At 65.5% G+C, this 20,334-nt stretch carries 24 protein-coding genes and 1 tRNA gene; 17 read left to right on the top strand and 8 right to left on the bottom strand.

Features of this window, described 5'->3' with window-relative positions; genetic code table 11:
- The first annotated feature begins 325 nt into the window (after positions 1-325).
- Positions 326-1,438 carry a glutamate-cysteine ligase family protein gene (locus C489_RS17300; protein ID WP_006432634.1) on the top strand — a complete coding sequence of 371 codons (1,113 nt, stop codon included), beginning with the start codon at positions 326-328 and terminating at the stop codon, positions 1,436-1,438.
- Between the two features lie 26 nt (positions 1,439-1,464).
- Here C489_RS17300 and C489_RS17305 read toward each other — a convergent pair whose 3' ends face one another.
- The 4 genes from C489_RS17305 to C489_RS17320 form a co-directional block, all read right to left on the bottom strand.
- Entirely contained in the window at positions 1,465-1,791 is a 327-nt protein-coding gene (locus C489_RS17305; protein WP_006432635.1) for a DUF7577 domain-containing protein, read from the bottom strand.
- Between the two features lie 116 nt (positions 1,792-1,907).
- On the bottom strand, positions 1,908-2,492 hold the full coding sequence (locus tag C489_RS17310) for a DUF7110 family protein (protein ID WP_006432636.1): 585 nt from the start codon (positions 2,490-2,492) through the stop codon (positions 1,908-1,910).
- A gap of 119 nt (positions 2,493-2,611) precedes the next feature.
- Complete coding sequence (locus C489_RS17315; protein WP_006432637.1) at positions 2,612-2,956, bottom strand: glutaredoxin family protein; 345 nt, start codon at positions 2,954-2,956, stop codon at positions 2,612-2,614.
- Positions 2,957-3,101: 145 nt separating this feature from the next.
- On the bottom strand, positions 3,102-3,899 hold the full coding sequence (locus C489_RS17320; RefSeq protein ID WP_006432638.1) for a M14 family metallopeptidase: 798 nt from the start codon (positions 3,897-3,899) through the stop codon (positions 3,102-3,104).
- A 275-nt stretch (positions 3,900-4,174) separates the two neighbouring features.
- Here C489_RS17320 and C489_RS17325 point away from each other — a divergent pair, with 275 nt between their 5' ends.
- The 8 genes from C489_RS17325 to C489_RS17350 all read left to right on the top strand — a co-directional run bounded on the left by C489_RS17325 (position 4,175) and on the right by C489_RS17350 (position 9,444).
- Positions 4,175-4,669 carry a DUF309 domain-containing protein gene (locus C489_RS17325; protein WP_006432639.1) on the top strand — a complete coding sequence of 165 codons (495 nt, stop codon included), beginning with the start codon at positions 4,175-4,177 and terminating at the stop codon, positions 4,667-4,669.
- A gap of 93 nt (positions 4,670-4,762) precedes the next feature.
- Entirely contained in the window at positions 4,763-4,891 is a 129-nt protein-coding gene (locus C489_RS22900) for a hypothetical protein (protein WP_006432640.1), read from the top strand.
- A 171-nt stretch (positions 4,892-5,062) separates the two neighbouring features.
- Positions 5,063-5,145 (top strand) — tRNA-Leu (locus C489_RS17330).
- A 392-nt stretch (positions 5,146-5,537) separates the two neighbouring features.
- Positions 5,538-5,711, top strand: coding sequence for a hypothetical protein (locus C489_RS22285; RefSeq protein WP_006432641.1), 174 nt, complete (start codon positions 5,538-5,540; stop codon positions 5,709-5,711).
- A 93-nt stretch (positions 5,712-5,804) separates the two neighbouring features.
- The gene (locus tag C489_RS17335) at positions 5,805-6,608 is read left to right on the top strand and encodes an inositol monophosphatase family protein (protein ID WP_006432642.1); all 804 of its coding nucleotides are present in this window, start codon (positions 5,805-5,807) and stop codon (positions 6,606-6,608) included.
- 84 nt (positions 6,609-6,692) lie between these two features.
- Positions 6,693-7,820, top strand: coding sequence for a DUF63 family protein (locus C489_RS17340; protein WP_006432643.1), 1,128 nt, complete (start codon positions 6,693-6,695; stop codon positions 7,818-7,820).
- Positions 7,821-7,940: 120 nt separating this feature from the next.
- The gene (locus C489_RS17345) at positions 7,941-8,816 is read left to right on the top strand and encodes an NOP5/NOP56 family protein (protein ID WP_006432644.1); all 876 of its coding nucleotides are present in this window, start codon (positions 7,941-7,943) and stop codon (positions 8,814-8,816) included.
- A complete protein-coding gene (locus C489_RS17350) occupies positions 8,809-9,444 on the top strand; it encodes a fibrillarin-like rRNA/tRNA 2'-O-methyltransferase (protein WP_049891005.1) in 636 nt (211 codons plus the stop codon). The genes C489_RS17345 and C489_RS17350 overlap by 8 nt, the downstream gene beginning before the upstream one ends.
- 508 nt (positions 9,445-9,952) lie before the next feature.
- Here the strand turns inward: C489_RS17350 and C489_RS17355 are convergent.
- Positions 9,953-10,552 carry a DUF7282 domain-containing protein gene (locus tag C489_RS17355; RefSeq protein ID WP_049891006.1) on the bottom strand — a complete coding sequence of 200 codons (600 nt, stop codon included), beginning with the start codon at positions 10,550-10,552 and terminating at the stop codon, positions 9,953-9,955.
- Positions 10,553-10,965: 413 nt separating this feature from the next.
- Between C489_RS17355 and C489_RS17360 the strand changes: the two genes are divergently transcribed.
- From C489_RS17360 to C489_RS17380, 5 genes are all read left to right on the top strand, one after another.
- Positions 10,966-11,676, top strand: coding sequence for a hypothetical protein (locus C489_RS17360; protein ID WP_006432647.1), 711 nt, complete (start codon positions 10,966-10,968; stop codon positions 11,674-11,676).
- The gene (locus C489_RS17365) at positions 11,673-12,407 is read left to right on the top strand and encodes a hypothetical protein (protein ID WP_006432648.1); all 735 of its coding nucleotides are present in this window, start codon (positions 11,673-11,675) and stop codon (positions 12,405-12,407) included. Before C489_RS17360 ends, C489_RS17365 begins: the two co-directional genes overlap by 4 nt.
- A 108-nt stretch (positions 12,408-12,515) precedes the next feature.
- A complete protein-coding gene (locus tag C489_RS17370) occupies positions 12,516-14,111 on the top strand; it encodes a fatty acid--CoA ligase (protein WP_006432649.1) in 1,596 nt (531 codons plus the stop codon).
- A gap of 171 nt (positions 14,112-14,282) precedes the next feature.
- Positions 14,283-15,365, top strand: coding sequence for a glutamate--cysteine ligase (locus C489_RS17375; protein ID WP_006432650.1), 1,083 nt, complete (start codon positions 14,283-14,285; stop codon positions 15,363-15,365).
- Between the two features lie 128 nt (positions 15,366-15,493).
- Positions 15,494-16,177 (top strand): helix-turn-helix domain-containing protein, encoded by a 684-nt coding sequence (locus C489_RS17380; RefSeq protein ID WP_006432651.1) that lies wholly within the window; start codon positions 15,494-15,496, stop codon positions 16,175-16,177.
- 74 nt (positions 16,178-16,251) lie between these two features.
- Here the strand turns inward: C489_RS17380 and C489_RS17385 are convergent, their stop codons facing one another.
- Positions 16,252-17,355, bottom strand: coding sequence for a M24 family metallopeptidase (locus C489_RS17385; RefSeq protein ID WP_006432652.1), 1,104 nt, complete (start codon positions 17,353-17,355; stop codon positions 16,252-16,254).
- A gap of 148 nt (positions 17,356-17,503) precedes the next feature.
- Between C489_RS17385 and C489_RS17390 the strand changes: the two genes are divergently transcribed.
- A complete protein-coding gene (locus C489_RS17390; protein WP_006432653.1) occupies positions 17,504-18,382 on the top strand; it encodes a COX15/CtaA family protein in 879 nt (292 codons plus the stop codon).
- A gap of 35 nt (positions 18,383-18,417) precedes the next feature.
- Here the strand turns inward: C489_RS17390 and C489_RS17395 are convergent, their stop codons facing one another.
- Positions 18,418-18,909, bottom strand: coding sequence for a metal-dependent hydrolase (locus C489_RS17395; RefSeq protein WP_006432654.1), 492 nt, complete (start codon positions 18,907-18,909; stop codon positions 18,418-18,420).
- Positions 18,910-19,062: 153 nt separating this feature from the next.
- On the opposite strand from C489_RS17395, the gene C489_RS17400 reads away from it, so the two are divergent.
- Positions 19,063-19,695, top strand: coding sequence for a uracil-DNA glycosylase family protein (locus tag C489_RS17400; protein ID WP_006432655.1), 633 nt, complete (start codon positions 19,063-19,065; stop codon positions 19,693-19,695).
- A 9-nt stretch (positions 19,696-19,704) separates the two neighbouring features.
- Here the strand turns inward: C489_RS17400 and C489_RS17405 are convergent, their stop codons facing one another.
- Positions 19,705-20,010 (bottom strand): cupin domain-containing protein, encoded by a 306-nt coding sequence (locus C489_RS17405; protein WP_006432656.1) that lies wholly within the window; start codon positions 20,008-20,010, stop codon positions 19,705-19,707.
- A gap of 25 nt (positions 20,011-20,035) precedes the next feature.
- On the opposite strand from C489_RS17405, the gene C489_RS22290 reads away from it, so the two are divergent.
- Positions 20,036-20,197, top strand: coding sequence for a hypothetical protein (locus C489_RS22290; protein ID WP_006432657.1), 162 nt, complete (start codon positions 20,036-20,038; stop codon positions 20,195-20,197).
- Positions 20,198-20,334 lie beyond the last annotated feature (137 nt).

The raw sequence follows: 20,334 nt of genomic DNA on the forward strand, positions 1-20,334 counted from the left end.
GCCGACAGTCACCGCACACCGCGGAATATCGCAGCGGCGTCGGCTCGGACACTCGTTCCGCCCTCGAGTCCCGCATCGAATCGGAGCACGCCGTCGGCGGTACCGGCAAATTTCTCTTACTCGAGGCAGCGAGTTCAGCTCTCGGAGAGCTCACTCACGAGACGACCACGCGGTACCGCGATTTTGGCGAATATTTCCGTCCGCGAAAATTTCTTGTATGTCCTTATCAGCAGTTATCGTGTGACTCAGTAGCAAAGGAGAAAATAAGCGATATCAACGGGCGAATCAGCGGATCGTCCGCGACGAAACCGCGACAGAGCACACTGTGTCAGTACACGAATCCCGACCGATACGACGGAGCATCGAAGTCGAGTACTGGGTCATCGACGACGACGGACGGCTCGTCGAACCGGGCGCGCTCGTCGACGCGTCGCCGGGAGCCGAGACCGAGTTCGTCGAGCCAGTGCTCGAGATCAAAACGACGCCCTGCGAGACGACCGCGGAACTGCGGGACGAACTGTTCGACCGGATCGAAGCGGTCCTGCGACGGGCCGAGGAACTCGAGAAGGGACTGGTCCCGCTCGCCACGCCGATCAACCACGACGAGATTCGAGACCGTGCGAGCGACCGGACTCGAGTACAGGAACAGGTTATCGGCGACGATTTCGAGTACGTTCGCCACTGTGCGGGCACCCACATCCACGTCGAGCAACAACCGGACCGCGCGATCGATCAACTCAACGCGCTCATCGCGCTCGATCCGGCGCTCGCGCTGGTCAACTCCTCGCCGTACTTTCGAGGCCGGAACCTGGCCGCGGGCGCGCGGTCGAAACTGTATCGATGGATGGCCTACGACGACGTCCCCCATCAGGGCCGGCTGTGGCCCTATGCCGACGATACCGAGGAGTGGACCCGGCGGCTCGAGCGGCGGTACGAGGAGTTCGTGACGGCGGCGATCGAGGCGGGTGCCGACCGGGCGACGATCCGGTCGCATTTCGACCCCGAGAGCGCGGTCTGGACGCCGGTCCAGCTCCGAGAGTCGTTTACCACCGTCGAGTGGCGCTCGCCCGATACCGCGCTGCCGAGTCAGGTCGTCCAACTGGCAGATCAAGTGGCCACCATCGTCGACCACCTCGGCGATGCCGAGGTCCGTATCGAGGGCGACACTGGCCGCGTCGCCGACGACGAAATCGTCCTCCCGGAGTTCGACGCCGTCATCGAGTACGTCAACGCCGCGATCCGAGACGGGCTGGACTCGGACGCGGTCCGGTCCTATCTCGAGCGACTGGGATTCGACGTCGAGGCCTACGAGCCGGTCTCGAACGAGATCGTCGGACGGGGGCCGATCTCTCCGGCGGAGGCCCGCGAAATCCGGCTCGAGCACGCCGAGCGACTCGAGGAAAACGTTCGGCGAGCGCGACCGATCAGCAGCGATTGACCGCCCAGAGTCGATCGACGCGGCCGTCACGACGAGGGGAGTCGCCGCTGACAGTCACGACAGAACGAGACCCCCGCCCGGTTCGGCGTGCCACACGACGGACAGCGCACGCCCGATGCATCGGCGGCCTCGATATCCATCTCGTTGGCCAGCACGGCGAACACGTCGTCGTCCGGCGCGATATCGTGTCCGTCATCCCCGCCTCGCGTCCGCGCCCACGCGTCGATTACCTCGTCGTCCCGTAGCCGCTCGAGCCCCCGGACCAGTCCCAGAAAGCAAAGCGTCGGCGCGATCATCACGAACGCCGCGACGGCGAGGCGACCGAGGAGCGCGTAGGGGCCCGGATCGTCCATACTCGTCGTTCGCTATCGGGGGTACAAACGTCTATCGCCGGTGCTCGCGACGGATTGAGACCGAATGGAAAACGAGCAGCTAGTCGAACCGAGATACCGACGAGGAGATCCGGCGCTTAGTCCGTGATGAACTTGTTGTCGCGCCAGTTGACGCCGCCCTGTCCGGAGCCGTGATCGCGCGGGCCCTCGACGACTTCGATGTCGGCGGGTCGCGGCTCGCCGTCGACGATTCGGGTCGCCTCGAGGTCGCCGTCGCGTTCCGAAATCGCTGTGAGGGTGCCTTTCTCGGCGGCTTCGGCGATCCCACAGAGGACGAGGAACATCTGGTACTGCAACAGCGAGTTCTGGAGGACGGTCTCGCGGTCGCCTTTGAACGCGGCGAACTCGACGAGTTCGGATTCGATCTCTTCCTCTTCTTCCTCGTCCCAGCTGAAGGACTTCTGGCGTCGCTCGTCCGGATCCTCCTCGTAGACCCGGTTTTCCGTGACGCTGGCCTTGAGCTGTGCCGTAGGGGTGTACTTGCTGACGGACTGGTCCTCGGCGACGGCCTTGAGGATCAGTGTATTATTGCGCCGCGTGATCTCGACGTCCGTGACTCCTTCCGGGAACGTCGCGTCGTCGATGTGGTCGTGGAGATCTTCGAGGGGCAGTTCAAGCGTCGAATGCAGCCGATAAACGTGTCTGGATTCCTCTGTTGACATTGTGGGAAGGTGTGTACGGCGATACTCGTGATCCGTTAGTACGAGCGCGTGACTTATATGACCTGCTATTAAATCCGTGAAATATCAAGATAGATAAATTACCATCGGCGACGCGACAGTTACGCGTCGGTCAGCGTCTCCTCGAGTTCCCCGCGTTCGTCGAGTTCCTCGAGAATGTCGGAGCCGCCGACGAACTCGCCGTCGACGAACGTCTGCGGGATGGTCTCCCAGCCGCTTTCCTCGTTGAGCGCCGCGCGGTACTCGTCAAGGGACTCGAGGACGTCGACGGTCTCGAAGTCGTCGCGGTGCTGGTCAATCAGGCCCAGCGCCTTGCGGGAGTAGCCACACTGGGGCATCAGCTCGGTCCCCTTCATGAAGAGAACGACCTCGTTTTCCGCGATGGCGTCGGCGACCTGCTCGTTGACCTCGTCCTGATCGAGACCCTGATTCGGTGGGAATTCCATACTCATCGCTACGGTCGTGACGGGGATATGCTTTGCGTCATCGGCACTCACGATCGGACTCGGATCGCGATCGACCAGCGGCTCAGGGGCTGTGGTCCGAGAACGGTCCCGCCAGTAACGACAGGAAACAGCGAGAATCGACTTCTCAGTCCGCCGCGGTCGGTGTTTCGAGGACCTCGAGTTTCTCCGCGGCGTAGCCGAAGACGTTCCGGTAGCCGTTCGGGGACATGAGCACCGGATAGAACGCCTCGTCGGCGACCTGCTCGTTGCCGTCGGCGGCGGCGAAGGGATCCCCCGCTTCGACTTCCGTGAAGTTATCGACGAAGACCTCGTAGGTGTCGGCCTGTCCTTTGCGAATCACGTCGGTGAGACGGTAGACCGGGAGATCGCGTCGGACGGTATCGCCGGGCAGCGCGCCGACAGCGGTGAGGAAGGCGCGAGTCAGCCGGTCGGCGTTCTGGGCGGCCGTCTCCGAACCCTGTAGCCCGCACTCGACTTCGACGGTGTCGACGGCCGAGAAGAGCCGTCCCTCCGCGAAGTTGCTCGTCTCGACCATCGCCGAGACGGGCAGTTGCGGAACGATCTCTTTTGCCGTCTCGCTGACGCCGTTGACGATGGCGAACGGATCGGCGTGGCTCTGCGTGGAGTGCATCGAGAAGGTCAGACAACCGTCGAGTTCGGCCACGAGTTCGGCCGCGAGTCGGCCTTCGTGTGTCTGGGCGTCCGGACTGCCCGGGAACGCGCGGTTGAGATCCTCGTCGACGAAGCGAACCTGCCGCTCGAGGGCCTCCTCGTTGGCGACGATGAGTTTGACGGGCCGTTTGACGGTCGGGCGTTCGTCGAGCAATCGCTCGACGGCTCGGACGCCACAGGGTTCGTCCCCGTGGACGCCCGCGACGACTGCGATCTCCGGCGTTCCCGACCCGATCTGTGCGACTCTCATTACGTGATAGTTGGGCCGAAACGGGAAAGGCGATTCGGTCTTTCACAGCGTGGACGGGTCAGCTGTCGGGCTCGAACCGACGGTACCGTGCCAACAGCCCCCTCTGAGCGGGGAATCGATGGATCGAGCACCGCCGACCTATCACGCTCGGTGAACCGCGACGGCGACGGGCCGCCCGCCCTCGAGCGTGTTAGTGAGTGTGATGCGACATGAATGGCCGTGACGGAACGCAGCCCTCCGACGCGGTTACGTGAGTGGGGCCATAACGAACGCCCATGGACGACCACACCCGCGACGACTCCGTCGGGCCGCCGATTTCCGACACGCCGACCGGGTGGGACGCCGAGCGCGGTCCGTCGAACGGCTGGGAGCACGGAACGCTCCGGCGGGCCGTGATTCACGGCGTCCGGCTGTACAACGCCGGCGACTTCCACGAATCACACGACTGCTTCGAAGCGGAGTGGTACAACTACGGCAACGGAACCACGGAGAGCGCGTTCCTTCACGGGATGGTGCAGGTGGCCGCCGGGGCGTACAAACACGTCGACTTCGAGGACGACGCCGGGATGCGGTCGCTCTTCGAAACGGCACTCCAATATCTCCGCGGCGTGCCACGGGACTACTACGGCGTCGCCCTTCCCGACGTGCGGAGCACGCTCACCACCGCGCTCGAGGACCCGACGGTACTCGAGGGGTGGCAGATCGAACTCGACGGGGAGTACCCGGTGGCGAGCGAGGCGGACCGCGAGTACGCGGCGCGACTCGAGTAACCGGGTGGATTCATCGACGCCGCCGTCGAGCACGCCGTTCGGCGCATGTGTAAGTGCAGTATTTATCCCGGTTCGGGACTCCATACCGAATAGATGGCTCAGCCCTACGGCCGGTGTCAGCACTGCGGCGAGCGACTCTACGCCCACATCGAGGGCGGCTACCAGTGTGTGAACTGCGGACGGCGGTACACCGAGTCGGACCTCGAGACGCGGGCGGCGTAATCGAGGAGCATCCGTCTCCAATGCGTGTTCTCGGCGGTCCTCGAGCGGCTCGTAGCGCAGTCGCGTCCCAGAATCGATTCTCGGTACACTCTCGACAGGCCTCGAGCCCGGAAAATCACCGAACGGAATCGGACGATTTAACCGCTGGGACGGCCTCAGAGGGAACTGCGTGCGAGGGTAGCCAAGCGGTCAACGGCGGCGGACTCAAGATCCGCTCTCGTAGGAGTTCGTGGGTTCGATCCCCTCCCCTCGCACTCACCACAGTGCGCGGCAAGACGGAGCGTCTTGCCCTCGCAAACTTCTAAGGATGCTCGAATCGATAGTGACTGGACCGCCGAGACAGTTCGTCTCCGTACTTCAGAGTTCGATTTCGCACTCGCCTAGATGGGTCTCTTTCAGCACGTTTGCAGTAGATATAAGTCCCAACAATTCAACTGGCAAACTGGAAGCCACACTCCAAGATCGGGGGCAGCACGCAAATGCCCCGGGTGAAGAGAGCACCCGAGACGTGGCTTCCAAATCCCATACCGGGATTCAGTTGCCATGTTTGCGTTACTTCTTCCGGGATATAAACATCCCGCACGACGGTCGAATCGCCCGACACGAGTCGTTTCGATGGCCTGTTGTCGACCAAGAGGCGGTCGGGATGCGTAGTCAGTCCGACGAGCGTGACGATACCGGCGACGGCACGTCACCGCTGCCCGACTGTCCGCGCTGTGGCGAGCCGGTCGCGTTCGTCACCGCGACCGGCCCCGTAACGGCCTCGGCCAGCCCCTGCGGCTGTTCGGTGCCGCCCGGGCTGGGACAGCGCGACGACTGAGTCGGGGCTCGGGCTCGAGCCCCGACGATCAACTGGCCAGTCGGCGAGTTGTCAGTACGACCATTTTTCAGCCCGGCCCGTCGAAAAGAAGTAATGAGCGAAGCCGAGCCCAATGCCGAGCGTGCGGCCGTCGCCGTTCGCGCCGCGAACGCGGGTGCCGCCGTCGCAGCCGACTCGTTTCGAACCGATTTCACCGTCGAGGAGAAAGACGGGAAAACGGACGTCGTGACCCAGATCGATCGCGACGCACAGGAGACCGTCATCGAGACCGTCCGCGAGTCGTTTCCGGACGATCCGATAGTCGGCGAGGAGGAGGGCGCGCTGAAGGTCGTCCCCGAGGACGGGCCGGCGTGGATCGTCGATCCGATCGACGGGACGAGCAACTACGTCGACGGTGTGCAGACGTTCGGAACCGCCGTCGCCGCCGTCGTCGACGGGGAACCGGTCGGCGCTGCCTTCGACTGCCCCGCGCTGGGTGACACCTACCGCGTCGGTCCGGACGGCGCGTTCTGTAACGACGAACCGCTGTCGGTCAGCGACTGTTCCGACCCCGAAGCGGCCACCGTCTGTCCGACCTTCTGGTGGGACTTCGACCAGCGCGACCAGTTCGCCGCGGTCACCCGCGCGATCGGCGACCGATTCGGCGACATGCGCCGCTTCGGCTGTGCCCAACTCGAGCTCGCGATGGTCGCCTCGGGCGCGCTCGAGGGGGCGTTGACCGACCTGCCGACGAACTCGTGGGACACCGTCGCTGGCGTCGGACTGATCCGCGAGGCCGGCGGCGTCGTGACCGACCTCGAGGGCGATCGCTGGCGACACGATAGCCGGGGACTGGTCGCCTCGAACGGCGAGGTTCACGACGAGGTGCTCGCGGCCGCCCGCGAAGCCGAGAACTGATAGACTGCGTTCGCGGTCGACAGAACGGATTGTCATGCGTACTGAAACCGGAAACGGTAAGCGCTCCCCCAAACGGGATTCGGTATGGACGACTTCATCGACCGGTTCGGGGCCGAGCGCGTCTGGGCCGCGACCGTCGCGAGTCTCGCCGCCGTCGTGGTCCTCGGCGCGGTCCTGTTCCCCCAGCGAGTGTACGTCGACATTATCTGGCAGTACTTCTGGGGGCCGGTCGTCGCCGACGCCCACAGTTGGAACTGCGTCGCGTGGGCCGGCGGGCAGGAACTCCCCTGCGGCGAGGCCGGTACCGGCGCGGGTCCGACCGCCGAACCCGGCTACACCTTCGTCTCGTATTCCGGTTACATCCCGACGTTAGTCCTGTTACTGGTCGGTGTCATCTTCCTCGTCCGTCGGCTCGAGATCGAGCGCTATCGCGCGGGCTTTTTCGCGCTGTTCCCGTTCATGCTCTTCGGCGGGGCGCTGCGGGTCGTCGAGGACGTCAACGCCACCGCCTTCGAAGCGACCGGCGAGATGGCGATCCAGTTGCCCTGGTCCGGGTTCATCATCAGCCCGCTGATCTACTTTACCGTCTTCTTCATCGCCCTCGTTTCGGTCATCGCCTCCGTCTGGCTCGACCGCAACGGCCACGTCTCGGGCTATGAGTACCCCCTCGCCGGGATCGGCACGACCGTACTGACGATTACGATCGCCTATCTGGCCTACGTCGCGGCCACGGAACCCTACGCCGAGTTCTATCCGCTCATCCCCCTCGTGATCCTCGTCGGCGCGACCCTGACTACGGCGATCACGTGGGTCGCACTCGAGCGCTTCGCCCCCGAACTGAACCGTGGAACCGAGTCGATGGGGATCGTGGTCATCTGGGCCCACGCGGTCGACGGGGTCGCAAACGTCATCGGCCTCGACTGGGCGACGAGCCTCGGCCTGCCGGTCAACCTCGTCCCGAAGCACCCGATCAACCGGGCGATCGCGAACACCACGGCGGACGTGCTTCCCGCCGATGTCGTCGCCATCACTGGGTCGGCGTGGCCGTTCCTGCTGGTGAAAGTCGCTGCCGCCATCTTCGTCATCTGGATCTTCGACGAGACGGTCTTCGAGGACAGCCCGCGCTATGCAATCCTCCTCATGATCACTGTCGTCGCCGTGGGCCTCGGTCCCGGCACCCGCGACATGCTGCGGGCGACGTTCGGCGTCTGAATCGGCTCGTTTTCGCGGTTCAGCGATTTCGGTTCCGCTCTCGAGAGCGACTGCGTCCGGCCTCCGTCGCCCGAGCCCGTGAACGGGGGCTTTAATCGCCCGCGGCGGGAACGAGCGTCCATGAGTAATACGGACGGGTGGTTCGCGGCCGGGGACCGCGACGATCCCGATGCGACGATCACCGCGGTTCGCGAGGGGAGCGCCGACGAACCCCGCGACTGGCCCGCCCTCGCCCTCGAGGCCGGGTTCGCGAGCGACGAAGACGAGTACTACGACGCCCTCCGCGAGGCGACGACTACGGCGACGCGAGCCGCGGTGACCGAACGCGAACGGGCCGACGACCGCCAGCTCGTCCACGCGGTGCGCGCGATGGACGACTGCGACCGCACCGCAAACGAACTCGCCGAGCGGCTGGCCGAGTGGGCCGGCACCGTCGACCCCGACGCGGGTACCGGCGTTGAGTACGCCCGAACGCTGGCTGACGGCGAGGCCGACGACGACCTCGAGGAGCCCGCGATCCGCTCGCTCGCCGAACGGGTCGCCGACCTCGCGGACGAGGCGGACAAACTACGGGAGTTCGTCCAGCGGCGGACGCCCGCCGTCGCGCCGAACCTCGCGGCGCTGGCCGACCCCGTCCTCGCGGCCCGGCTGATCTCACTTGCCGGCGGCCTCGAGGAACTGGCGAAGAAACCCAGCGGCACGATTCAGGTGCTTGGGGCCGAGGATGCCCTGTTCGCCCACCTGCGGGGCCACGCGCCCTCGCCCAAACACGGCATCATCTACACGCACGACGCGGTCCGGGGAACCCACCCCGAGAACCGCGGCTCCGCGGCGCGTGCGGTCGCCGGGAAACTCGCCATCGCCGCCCGGGTCGACCACTACTCCGGCGAGTCGAAACCCGAACTCGAGGCGGAACTGGCCGAGCGGATCGAGACGATTCAGTCGCGGACCGTCGACGACGACGCCGAAGCCGACGGAGGTGCCGGCGATGAATAAGGCGCTTCCCGCAGGGGTCCAGCGCCACGAATTCGACGGGACCGAGCGACTCGCGACACAGGGCGAGCCGGTCTACGGCGAGCCCACCGAGGGCGAGTGGCGCGCGTGGAACCCGAACCGCTCGAAGCTCGGTGCCATGCTCGAGTTGGGGATGGACACCGGCCTCGCGGGCGGCGAGACGGTGCTCTATCTGGGTGCCGCGAGCGGAACCACTGTGAGCCACGTCGCCGATTTCGCCGGTCCGACCTACGCCGTCGAGTTCGCCGCGCGGCCGGCCCGGGACCTGCTCGAGGCCGCCGAGAGCCGCGAGCGGCTCTTTCCGCTGCTGAAAGACGCTCGCAAGCCCGAGACCTACGCCCACGTCGTGGAGTCGGACGTAGACGTGATCGTTCAAGACGTGGCGACGCGCGGACAGGCGCGGGTGGCGCTCGAGAACCGGCAGTTCTTGGCTGACGACGGGCGGCTCCTATTGGCTGTCAAGGCCCGGAGCGAGGACGTGACTCGAGAGCCGGCGGCTGTGTTCGCGGACGTTCGCGAGGAGCTTTCGGAGGGCTACGAGATCATGGAGACGCGGCGACTCGAGGAGTATCACGCGGATCACCTCGGACTCGTCGCGCGGCCGCGGTAAGTCGGGCGGGTATCTCATTCGGTCGTGTAGCGACCATGTTCTCCGCAGCGCCTCCATCTTGATCCCCTGAGAATCACGCATTACAGAACGTGAGTCCACCGAAATACCCATACATATCTAGCTCCCAGACAGGTATTGTATGGTCCGCTATGCCGAAGAGCCCTGCGCTGACTGTCGCGGAAAGAAGATTCGACGGACGGATGGATCGGTCTGGTGTCCGAACTGCACGTTGTTCGATCCGCGTCAGCAGGCCACGTGAGACGGTCGGCCGCGAGGGACAGCCACGGAGCGCCGTGAGCGATCAGACCGATCCGCGGAGGGGTTGATGGCTCTGCGGTGACTGTGAGCGTGCAATCGACGGTGACGGTACGTGGATCACGGAATCGATTGGTCGTGAGCGGAGAGTGCGGTGCGAAACGACTAGCCGGTCTCGTATGAACCGCTATCGCTTCCGCTCATCACGCGACTGAAGTTCGTGAACGGGGGAGTCGCGATTTTCTCCTCTCGTTCACCCAGTGGTCTCGTTCTGTTCGTCCTCGAGCGTGATCATCGCGTCGTCGGTGACCGGTTCCTCGTCAGTGAGGTAGGGATCGTCTGCCTCGGGGAAGTCGTACGTCTGATTGTCGTCGGTATCCTGATGGGCCATCGCGATCAGGACTTGGCTCTCCTCGAGGGACTCGTTGAGCTCGACGGTCACGTTTTCGTGGTCGCCGGACTCCAAGTACGTGGAGTTACCCAGAACGTCGCCGGGCTCGTACTCCTCGGACATGTTCGTGACGGTCTCGTTCTCGTCCGCGGTGGCGTTTTCGTCGGTGGCGTTCTCGTCCGCGGTGGCGTTTTCGTCGGTGGCGTTGTCCCCGCCGACGGGCGCGGCCGCGTGGATGACGGCGAAGCCGCCCTCGGGCAGCGTCGTGTTATTGACCGCGACTGCCGTCCCGTTCGACGTCTGGTTTTCGAACGTCACTGTGGCCGTTTCGTTCTCCGTCTCGTTGTCTTGGGACGCCGTGCCGGCGTCGGTCGCGGCGAACGCAATGCTCGCCCCCGAGAGGAGGACGAGCGCCGCGACGACTGCGACGCCGACGGTTCGTGGACGTGGCATCATAGCCATCGACGGTACCGGCACAGGTCGACAAAAACTGGCAGTTTCGTTCGAGCGTTCCAGGAGTAGAAATATCCGAATTCACCGGAACGGGCGCTCAGGGTAAGGGATCTATTCCGACCTCACTCAGCGGCGTAATGTCGTCATTCTGAGGAGAAATGTCGGAGAATCACCGACCCAAAGTAGCGTCCGAGCGGTACCGGAGTCGAGATATCCGCCAGTAGAACCCTCGAAAGCGCCGATCGACCTCGTGAGCCGAGATAGCGCGGTGTCAGAACGCCCCGAATTCCGGGCTCGTGCAACTGTTGAGACGGCAGTCGAGCACACTATCCCGCCCGGGGAACTTGCGGCAGCGACCTAGCTCAAATGCATATTACAGCCACTAGAAGGATTTTACAAACGTCGACCGTAGGAACGGGTAGATGACACTCGATCGACGGCAGTTTCTCGCCGGCACCGCCCTCGCGACGGTCGCGTCGGCCGGCTGTCTACAGGCTGACGATAGCAGCGGGAGCGGAAACGGCAACGACGGGACGGAACCGACGAGCGCGATCCCGGAAGAGCCCCGCGTCGACGACCCGCCCTACAAGATTGAGGAGCAACCCGACGACCGCGAGGCGTGGAACGAGTTGAACCTTTGTGCGAACATGTCGGCCGACTCCGACCTCGAGTTCCAGCCGGTACCGGCTCCCCGCGCCGACTTGTTGCTATCGACAGCCGACACCGGGGACGAGGCGTACGCCGTTCGCGCCCTCACGAGTGCGGACGAGGTTCGCCAGGTCTTCGAACTCGGTGGCGACAGCAACAGCGATAACGGCAGCGGCGAGGAACCAGAAGAACCCATCGACCAGATAGACTTCGCGGCAAATATCCTGCTGGTCATCGAGTCCGGCTTCGGCTCGGGATCGATCGCACACCACTGGAAGCGCGCCGAACGGACCGATCGCGGCCTCCGTCTCCACGGGTGCCATACGTCGCCGTACGAACGGACGGACGACCTGACCTCGCGGCACTCGGTCGTGCGCGTCGAGCGTCCCGAGGACTTCGAAATCGCCCGCGTGAGCCTCACGGTGGACGAGGACCGGCGCGTCCATTTCAACTCTACTGAGGACGTCGTCTCAGTGCAGACGTGAACCGACGCTCGATTCTCGCGGCGGGAGGAGCGTCCCTCGGTCTCGGTATCGGTCTCAGCGGTTGTCTCGAGGCGGATCGGACGACCGAGCCCGATTCGAATTCCGACGGGGACGGGACCGATACGACCGAAAACGGTACCCCGACATCGACGACAACGAGTGAGTTCGAGCAGTGTCACCTCGTGTCGATCGACTACGAGTCGCTACCCGATGCGATCCGGGCAGAGGTCGACGCTGCACTCGAGGACGGACGATACGAGACGGAGAACCTCCTGTTCGACGACGCCATCGATCCCGACCGGTCGTTCGTCGTGGTCGACGACGAGCCCTACGACCCCCGCGTCGAAACGGACGGCGAGACGCGGACGCTCGAGCTCGAGGTGACCGACACGGTCAGACTGCCGGAGCCGGCGGTCGTCCGCGTCACCGACAGCGCCGACCGCGCTCACGAGGTGCACGTCGAACTGACCGACGACGACGGTGAGACGGTCGTCGGCGAAACGGTCTCGCTCGAGCCGGGCGAGGAACGCGAACTCGAGGCGACCGACGAGTTCGGCAGGTACGAGTTGACCGCTCGAGCGCGCACCGGTCACGGAGCGACGGACGAGTTCGACGCTCGAATCAGCGATTCGCGCTCCGACGGAACGGTCTCGGTCACCGACGACGGGATCGTGGCCACCCAGTCGGCCGCCGATATGTTCCCGTGTCCGTGGGACGCCCGGTACGACTGACGACTGTCGTCGAAGGAGTCGCGATGAGGATGATCGAGGGAGACAGCACTGGGCAGGGCCTTTTACTCGATAAAGAATATAAGGACCATCGTGGTACGAGAACATGGTATGTCAGAACACCCCACAATAGGCGATACGCTCGAGCAGACGGTCGACCGGTACCCCGACCGGGACGCGATCATCTATCCGCGGAAGGACCAGCGGTGGACCTACGCCGAGTTCGACGAGCGGGTGAATCGGCTGGCGAACGCGTTCCTCGAGGCCGGGGTCGAGAAGGGAGACCGGGTCGCGACCGTGCTCTACAACGGGTCGGAGATGGCGCTCACCGTCTACGCGTGCGCCAAGATCGGTGCCGTCTTCACCCCGCTGAACTTCCGCCTGCCGGCGGGCGAGATCGAGTACATCGTCAACGACGCCGGAGCCGAGCTGGTCGTCTTCGAGTCCGACACGCGGGAGGCGGTCGAGGGAGCGCGGCCCAGTCTCGAGACCGTCGGGGAGTACGTGTTCATCGACGACGACCGCGACGACACCCCGGCGTACGCGAGCGGATTCTACGACATGCTCGAGTCGGGATTGCCGGACCGACCCGGCGTTTCGGTCGCGGAAGACGACGTGTACGCCTTCATCTACACGTCGGGGACGACGGGCCGCCCGAAGGGCGTCGTCCACGAGCACCGAAACATGGTCGAGCACGACCTCCTCTGTATCGCGGAGATGAACCTCACCCGCGACGACGTCGGGCTGTCGATGATGCCGCTGTACCACTGCGCCGAACTCCACTGCAACCTGTTCGCGCGAGTCCACCGCGGCGCAGCGAACGTTATCCACCACGAATTCGAACCGGGGGCCGTCCTCGAGGCGATCGAGGACCACGGCGTCACGGTCCTGTTCGCGGCACCGACCGCCTGGAACGCGCTCTCGATGGCCGCCGCCGAGTCGGCCGCCGACGTCTCGTCGCTCCGACTCGGGCTGTACGGTGCGGCCCCGATGCCCGAACAGGTGCTCGAGAACTGCATGGAACACCTCTGCGAGGACTACGTCCAGGCGTACGGAATGACCGAGATCGGCCCCGCCGGCGTCTTCCAGTCGGCGGACGACCAACTGTCCAAACAGGGTTCGGCCGGCTTACCCGGGCTCAATCACGAACTGCGCATCGTCGAACCCGACGCGGACCCGGACCGGGAGGTCGAGCCGGGAGCGATCGGCGAGATCCTGATCGCCAGCCCGTGTACGATGCGGGAGTACTGGAACCGGCCCGAAGCGACCGCGCGGTCCCTGCGCGAGGCCGACGGCACGACGTGGTACTACACCGGCGACCTGGGCTACCGCGACGACGACGGCTACCTCTACGTCGTCGACCGGAAAGACGACATGATCGTCTCCGGCGGCGAGAACGTCTACCCGGCCGAGGTCGAGGACGTGCTGTTCGGCCACGACGCCGTCGAGGAAGCGGCCGTCGTCGGCGAGCCGGACGAAGAGTGGGGTGAACTGGTCGTCGCGTACGTCGTCACCGACGACGCCGTCGGCGCGACCGATCTCGACTCGTTCGTCCTCGAGAGCGACCGGCTCGCCGACTTCAAGCGACCGCGGACGTACTACTTCGTCGACGAACTCCCGAAGAATCCCAGCGGCAAGATCCAGAAGTTCAAGCTCCGCGAGGACGAGGCGGACCTCGAGTCCGAGGCGGAAACCGTCGCGTCCTGAGAAGCGGGCCGATGTCGGTGACGACGGCGGCGAACCACACCCGAGACCTCAGGTCTCGAACACTCATCGTTGGCCTCGCCGTCTGGGGGACGGCCCGTGACGCGATCCAGTTCCGGCCGCGCGGTTCCGAGTCCACATCGTATTTATCGCCGCGGGCAAAACGTGGCAACGATGGAACGCGGGTCCCGGGAATCGTTTACGCGCATGGGTACGCTGGGGATCGAAGAGGAGTGTTTCGTCGTCGACGAGGACGGCCGCCCCACCAGCGGGACCGACGAACTCGTCTACGAACACGAACCCCCCGAGATCCTCGAGGGCCGACTGGACCACGAACTGTTCAAGTTCGTCATCGAGACCCAGACGCCGCTGATCGAAGATCCCGAGGACGCCCGTGACTCGCTGCTCGAGATCCGACAGGCGCTCGTCGACCACGCGGAGGCCCACGGCTACCACATCGCCGCCGCCGGCCTCCACCCGCTCGCGAAGTGGCGCGAACTCGAGCACGCCGAAAAGCCGCGCTACCGCTCGCAACTCGACCGGATTCAGTACCCGCAGCACCGGAACACGACCGCGGGGGTCCACGTCCACGTCGGCGTCGACGACGCCGACAAGGCGGTCTGGATCGCCAACGAACTGCGGTGGTACGTTCCGATCATGCTCGCGCTGTCGGCGAACTCGCCGTACTGGAACGGGTTCGACACCGGCCTCCAATCGGCCCGCGCGAAGATTTTCGAGGCGCTGCCCAACACCGGGATGCCGACCCACTTCGAGGATTTCGAGGCCTTCGACCGGTTCGAACGCCGGATGCTCGAGACCGACTCGATCAGCGACCGCGGCGAACTCTGGTACGACGTGCGTCCCCACACGGCCCACGGGAGCGTCGAAGTGCGCACGCCGGACGGGCAGGCCGATCCCGACATCGTGCTCGCGTTCGTCGAATACACCCACGCGCTCGTCGAGGCGCTGTCCGAGGCCTACGAGGACGGCACGAGCGGCCACCGCCACCGCCGGGAACTGCTCGACGAGAACAAGTGGCGGGCCATCCGCTACGGGCAGGACGCCTCCTTCATCGACCGCGATCTCGAGGGCACTGTCGAACTGGGCGAACTCGTCGATCGGGAGTGCGAGCGATTGGGCATCGACGGCATCAAGGACGTGTACGAACGCGAAAGCGGCGCGGATCGCCAGCGCCGTCTGCTCGAGGACGAGGGCCCCGACGCGCTGTGCGAGTCGCTCCGCCTGCAAACGCAGTAGGCCGAATACCCCTCCGAGAACCCTTCTTCGAGCCGTTTCCGCACGCGTCGCTGTCGGAACGCCCGGTCGCGTTGACACCCCGCAAAGGTTTAACTCCGCTCGAAGCCTCGTCCTGTACGAGAAGACACATGAGTTCCGACGACACTGACGAGCGCCCGGGCGGCGCGGACGGCGGAGACGAATCGCTCGAGGGGGGAGACGAGTTCGTCGAGCGCGATGGCGATGATTTCGGTCGCAATCCGACCGTCGAGGAACTCGACCAACGGATCGTCGACCTGCTCTCGTGGATTCTGGACACGGAAACCCGCGCGAAGATCTACGTGTACCTGCTGGCGAACCCGGGCAGTACCTCCGAAGAGGTCGCGAAGGGGACCGGCCTCTATCCCAGTACGGTCCGCGAAGCGCTCGCGGAACTCCACGAGGAAGACCGCGTGACCCGAGAGAAACGCGCCAACGAGGGTGCGGGGAACAACCCCTACGAGTACACGGCGATCCAGCCGAGCGAACTCGTCGGCGGCGTCGTCGATCAGGTCCAACACGAACTGAACACCATCTTCACGCTCGACCGCGTCCTCGACCGCGAGGACGAACGCGACGCCGGAGTCGGGTTCGAGGAGGACGTCGAACCGGTGAAGATCACCGTCGACGACACGGCACCGCCGCCGACCGACGAGAGAGAAGCGGACACGGACGCCGATCGGGACTCCGAAACCGGTGCCGACGCCGACGCTCCCGGCGACACCGAGACCGACGTCATCGAGTTCGAAGACGACTCCAAGCGCGACGCAGGCGACCGGGATAGCGACAACTAGTCAGATTCGGGCCCCTCGTCGAGTACGGAATCAAAACCGGGAGCGATCGCAACTCGCCGATTTGCCGTCAGTCGCTACGCCTCGAGGTCGAGGATATCGTGTCGCTCGAGTTCGAGATCCCGGTCGACCGCGTCGATGGTCGTCGTCGGCCATCGATCCGTCGCGGTCAGGACCTCGACCTCGTCGTCGGTGACGAGAGCAGTGTCTTCGCTTTTTGCACCCTGGACGGTCGGATTCCACGCGTAGGCCATCGGCGCTTCGACCGGCGCGTCGTGGTCCGGCGTGGCGATCCACTCCCGGCCCGCGAAGCCGGCGGCTCCGCCCTGATGGTGGTGTTCCCACTCGCCCGCGTAGCCGACCGCGTCGTAGGCGTCCTGCACGGCGGCGAAGACATCGCCCGCATCGCCACCGTCTTCGGCCGCCGCCCGCGTCGCCGCCAGCGCCGTCGTCTCGACGCGAGCCGCGGCCTCGTGCCGCTCTTCGAGCCACGACGGGGGATCGAAGGCGACGGTTCGGGTACAACTAGCGTGAAGGCCGGCCCGCTCGGCGGTGACGGAGACCAGCGCGTAGTCGCCGAGCTCGGCCTCGGTCGGCGTGTAGTGGCGGTACTGCTGGGCGCGTTCGGAGCCGCCGACGAGCACGACCGGCGCTTCGATGTCCCGCGCCGAGAGGGCGATCCGCAGCGCCGACGCCACCTCGTGTTCGGTGTCCTCGGGCTGGAGTTCCCGACAGACCGATTCGACGGCCGAGGCCGTCTGTCCGCCGAGTTCGCGGTAGCGCTCGCGGTCGCGCTCGGTCAGCGGCTGGCGCACCGCCGACGGATCGATCCGCTCGAGGCCGGGGATCTCGATATCTGCGGCGGCCCGCTCGTCGGTGCCAACGTGTTCGGCTACGGCCTCGCCCAGCGACGACGCGTGCCACGGGAACTGCTCGATCGACACCTCGCTCGCCTCGAGGTCGGGCAACTCCTCTGCGGCGATGCGGTCGGCTTCGATGTTGTTCGTCACGAGGCGGACGTCGGTGCCGTCGTAGCCGATCGCGGCGACGCCGGTGTCGCTCTCGCGGTCGATCACGCTATTCCCGCCGGTGAGCCACGCAAACGAGTTCGGCCGGGCGAACCAGACCGAATCGAGGTCGTGTGACTCGAGGACGGCCTCGAGTCGCTCGCGTTTGTCCATGTCGTGTGCTGGCGTGGGGTGTTCTTGAATGCGGCGAACGGCGGGTCGCCGAGCGGTAGGGTGCGGGTCGTCGAAACCGTCACACCGCTGCCGACCGGGTGACTCGGTCAACATAAGTACGGCCCGTCCTAACTGCCGCTGAACGACCGTGTCGTACGATAATCGCGCGCCCGACTCGAGGTTTCGATCGTTGATCGATCGGTTCGGCTTTCCGCACCTGCTGACCGTCACGCTTGTCATGGTCGCCGCGACGATCCTGCTGGGTATCGCCGCGAAGGCGACGGGCTCCGGGCTAGCCTGCGAGGCTAACTGGCCCCAGTGCGATGCCGGGCCGTACAACCTGTTGCCGGGGAGCCTGCCGAGTTTCTACGAGTGGTTCCACCGCTTCGTCGCGATGTTCGCCGGCTTCGCCATCATCGGCTCCGCGCTCGCGGCGTGGCGACTCCCCGACGTCGACCGGCGGGTGACCGGACTGGTCGTCCTCGGGATGGTCCTGACGCCGGTACAGGTCGCGCTCGGCCGCGAGACCGTCACGACCTACACGATGGACATCCTCTCGCTGCACTTCTGGACGGCCGTCCTCATCTTCACCCTGTTCCTCGTCGCCACCGTCTTGGTCTGGGCCCACCGGCTGACGGGCGCTCACGTCACCGGTGCCCTCGCCGTCGGCATCATCGCGCTGCCAGCACACGTCACGCTCAGCCCGGTCGTCGGCTCCGAGATTTCGAGTTACTCGCCGACGATGCAGATGGCACAGTACGGCGTGACCCTCACGCTCTTGGGCGCGGCGATCGTCGCGACCATGATCGGCCGCCGTCGCTTCGCGGGCCGCGTCGTCGCCCCGCTGCTCGCGGCACCGCCGCTCGTAATCGCCGTCCTCTTTTTCGGCCGGCAGGCCGTCAACCCCGCGCTCGAGATGCCCTATCTCGTCGCCGCGGCCGCACTCTTCGTGACGTTCGTCGCGGGAATCGTCCTCACTCGCGGCGCGGACGACTCGATCGGGGCAGCCGACGCGCTCTCGCGGTAGCCTCGCGAATCGTCGCGGCTATTCTCGAACCGGACTCAGCCGAGCGTGACGACGATGAGGGTGCCGACGAGGACGGCCCCAATACCGAGCCCGAACAGGCCGTAGTTGGCCAGCGGGTTCGCCGCCGTCGTCAGATCCACGGAGTAGCGCCGCCGCGAGAGCGGCCAGAACGGACGGACGCCCATCGGGGTCAGCGCGTCGACGAGGAGGTGCGAGCCGATCGAGAGGAGACCGACGAGAAAGGCGAAGGTGACGTAGCCGGTGTCGGCGAACGCCGAGGACGCGTCGACGAGGACGGCGGTCAGGGCGGCGAGGCCGACACTGACGAGTAGCGCGAAGAGGACCGTGTGGGTCGGGCCGCGATGTTCGATCAGCGGGAGCCGGTGATCGAAGTCCGGCAGCGTCGACAGCCCCACACAGACGAGGCCGCCGACGATAGCGACCGGGGCGTGTCCCCACAGGGAAACGACGGTTCCGACGGGCGCGTAGGCCAGCAGCGCACCGCCGTAGTGCCCCTCCTGATACATATACAACACGACCCGACGGCTGAAATATAAACCTACCGTCACTGAATCGATCGGCAGACAGCCCTCGACACCGTCCGGAACGGCAATCGCGACGGTCCGTCGAATGCTGACGCGACCGCTAGGGTTTTGGCCGCAGATCGCTATCTCCCGTGCGTGCAAAACGTCACCGACAGGACGAGCAACCCGTTCGGACTGCGACCACCGTTCGATCGCTCCGATCCGGGCGACCAGGTGGCCGCGTTCGGCTACGGTGACGCCAACGCCGACTTTCACGTTATCGGCGACTTCCCCGGCATCCACGGCGGCGAAACCACCGGCATCCCCTTTACCGAAACCGAGGCCGGCGTCGAGATCCAAGCTGTCCTCCGCGAGACCGGGTTCGTGAGTGGGCCGCGAGACAAGCCTGTCCTCGAGAACTGTTTCTGGGACTACGTCCACATGTGTAGCCTCCCGGACGGGGAGCGCCCGACCGACGAGGACTACGCCGACCTCGAGCGCTTTTTCGACGCCGAACTCCGCGCGATCAACGCCCACATCCTCCTTCCGGTCGGGGCCCGTGCGACCGACCACGTCCTCCGGGAGTATACGACCCAGCGCCACCGGTTCGACCTCGACATGCCGTCACTCCACGCCCGCGACATCCGCGGCCGCGGATTCATGGTCATCCCTATCGCGGACCCGGTCGAGTGGGTCGACGGCGACCGCGAGGCGATCGTCTCGAAACTCGAGGCGGTACTCGCGAGCGATTACCGGCAGACGAAAGGCGTCGCGACGCTGGTCGGCTAACGGACGGACTTACGCATCCGTTTTCGGCGCGAAGACCACCAGCGCCGTACTGTCCTCGACCGCGTACGGAGACACGTCCTGATCGCCGTCGAATCGGACGACATCGCCCGGCTCGAGGCCGAAGACCTCCTCGCCGAGCGTGAGGTCGACGGCACCGTCTATGAGGTGGATGACGACGTTCGACTCCGGATGGCGGTGCTTCGGGACCCGGTCGTCCGCGTCGAGTTGCAGCCGGACAGTTCGCGGGGTTCGCTCCTCGAATACCTCGGCGTGGGGCGCTTCCTCGAGCGTCTCGAGCGACGTGACATCGGGCATACGCGAACAGTGGGGGTACGCGGGCATGTACTTTGGAACGAACACGTTCGTCTCGAGAGGCGGGAGCGATCCGTCCGTCGTCCTCGACGACGCCGACATCGCCAAGGCGGCCGAGACGGGCGCGCAATCAAAACGATGGGCAGTCCTGCTCGAGTTCGTCAACCGAAAGACGGTCTGGGTCGAGTAACGGCCGGCCGACGCGGTTTCAGTTTCGAGACCCGAATTCGGGTCACGACGCGGACCGGGTTTTGGCTCGGTCTCGAGGTGCGGTGGTCTCCGTTTAAATACTCAGGGAGAACATGTTCTCGGTACTTCCCGATCCGT

This window comes from Natrinema versiforme JCM 10478 (genome assembly GCF_000337195.1).
GTDB classification, from domain to species: Archaea; Halobacteriota; Halobacteria; order Halobacteriales; family Natrialbaceae; genus Natrinema; species Natrinema versiforme.

What these genes read in the sequence shown, in the direction of transcription:
- C489_RS17305 (WP_006432635.1), bottom strand. Translation starts at nt 1,791, where the DNA reads ATGGACGATCCGGGCCCCTACGCGCTCCTCGGTCGCCTCGCCGTCGCG.
- C489_RS17310 (WP_006432636.1), bottom strand. Translation starts at nt 2,492, where the DNA reads ATGTCAACAGAGGAATCCAGACACGTTTATCGGCTGCATTCGACGCTT.
- C489_RS17315 (WP_006432637.1), bottom strand. Translation starts at nt 2,956, where the DNA reads ATGGAATTCCCACCGAATCAGGGTCTCGATCAGGACGAGGTCAACGAG.
- C489_RS17320 (WP_006432638.1), bottom strand. Translation starts at nt 3,899, where the DNA reads ATGAGAGTCGCACAGATCGGGTCGGGAACGCCGGAGATCGCAGTCGTC.
- C489_RS17325 (WP_006432639.1), top strand. Translation starts at nt 4,175, where the DNA reads ATGGACGACCACACCCGCGACGACTCCGTCGGGCCGCCGATTTCCGAC.
- C489_RS22900 (WP_006432640.1), top strand. Translation starts at nt 4,763, where the DNA reads ATGGCTCAGCCCTACGGCCGGTGTCAGCACTGCGGCGAGCGACTCTAC.
- C489_RS22285 (WP_006432641.1), top strand. Translation starts at nt 5,538, where the DNA reads ATGCGTAGTCAGTCCGACGAGCGTGACGATACCGGCGACGGCACGTCA.
- C489_RS17335 (WP_006432642.1), top strand. Translation starts at nt 5,805, where the DNA reads ATGAGCGAAGCCGAGCCCAATGCCGAGCGTGCGGCCGTCGCCGTTCGC.
- C489_RS17340 (WP_006432643.1), top strand. Translation starts at nt 6,693, where the DNA reads ATGGACGACTTCATCGACCGGTTCGGGGCCGAGCGCGTCTGGGCCGCG.
- C489_RS17345 (WP_006432644.1), top strand. Translation starts at nt 7,941, where the DNA reads ATGAGTAATACGGACGGGTGGTTCGCGGCCGGGGACCGCGACGATCCC.
- C489_RS17350 (WP_049891005.1), top strand. Translation starts at nt 8,809, where the DNA reads ATGAATAAGGCGCTTCCCGCAGGGGTCCAGCGCCACGAATTCGACGGG.
- C489_RS17355 (WP_049891006.1), bottom strand. Translation starts at nt 10,552, where the DNA reads ATGGCTATGATGCCACGTCCACGAACCGTCGGCGTCGCAGTCGTCGCG.
- C489_RS17360 (WP_006432647.1), top strand. Translation starts at nt 10,966, where the DNA reads ATGACACTCGATCGACGGCAGTTTCTCGCCGGCACCGCCCTCGCGACG.
- C489_RS17370 (WP_006432649.1), top strand. Translation starts at nt 12,516, where the DNA reads ATGTCAGAACACCCCACAATAGGCGATACGCTCGAGCAGACGGTCGAC.
- C489_RS17375 (WP_006432650.1), top strand. Translation starts at nt 14,283, where the DNA reads ATGGAACGCGGGTCCCGGGAATCGTTTACGCGCATGGGTACGCTGGGG.
- C489_RS17380 (WP_006432651.1), top strand. Translation starts at nt 15,494, where the DNA reads ATGAGTTCCGACGACACTGACGAGCGCCCGGGCGGCGCGGACGGCGGA.
- C489_RS17385 (WP_006432652.1), bottom strand. Translation starts at nt 17,355, where the DNA reads ATGGACAAACGCGAGCGACTCGAGGCCGTCCTCGAGTCACACGACCTC.
- C489_RS17395 (WP_006432654.1), bottom strand. Translation starts at nt 18,909, where the DNA reads ATGTATCAGGAGGGGCACTACGGCGGTGCGCTGCTGGCCTACGCGCCC.
- C489_RS17405 (WP_006432656.1), bottom strand. Translation starts at nt 20,010, where the DNA reads ATGCCCGATGTCACGTCGCTCGAGACGCTCGAGGAAGCGCCCCACGCC.
- C489_RS22290 (WP_006432657.1), top strand. Translation starts at nt 20,036, where the DNA reads ATGTACTTTGGAACGAACACGTTCGTCTCGAGAGGCGGGAGCGATCCG.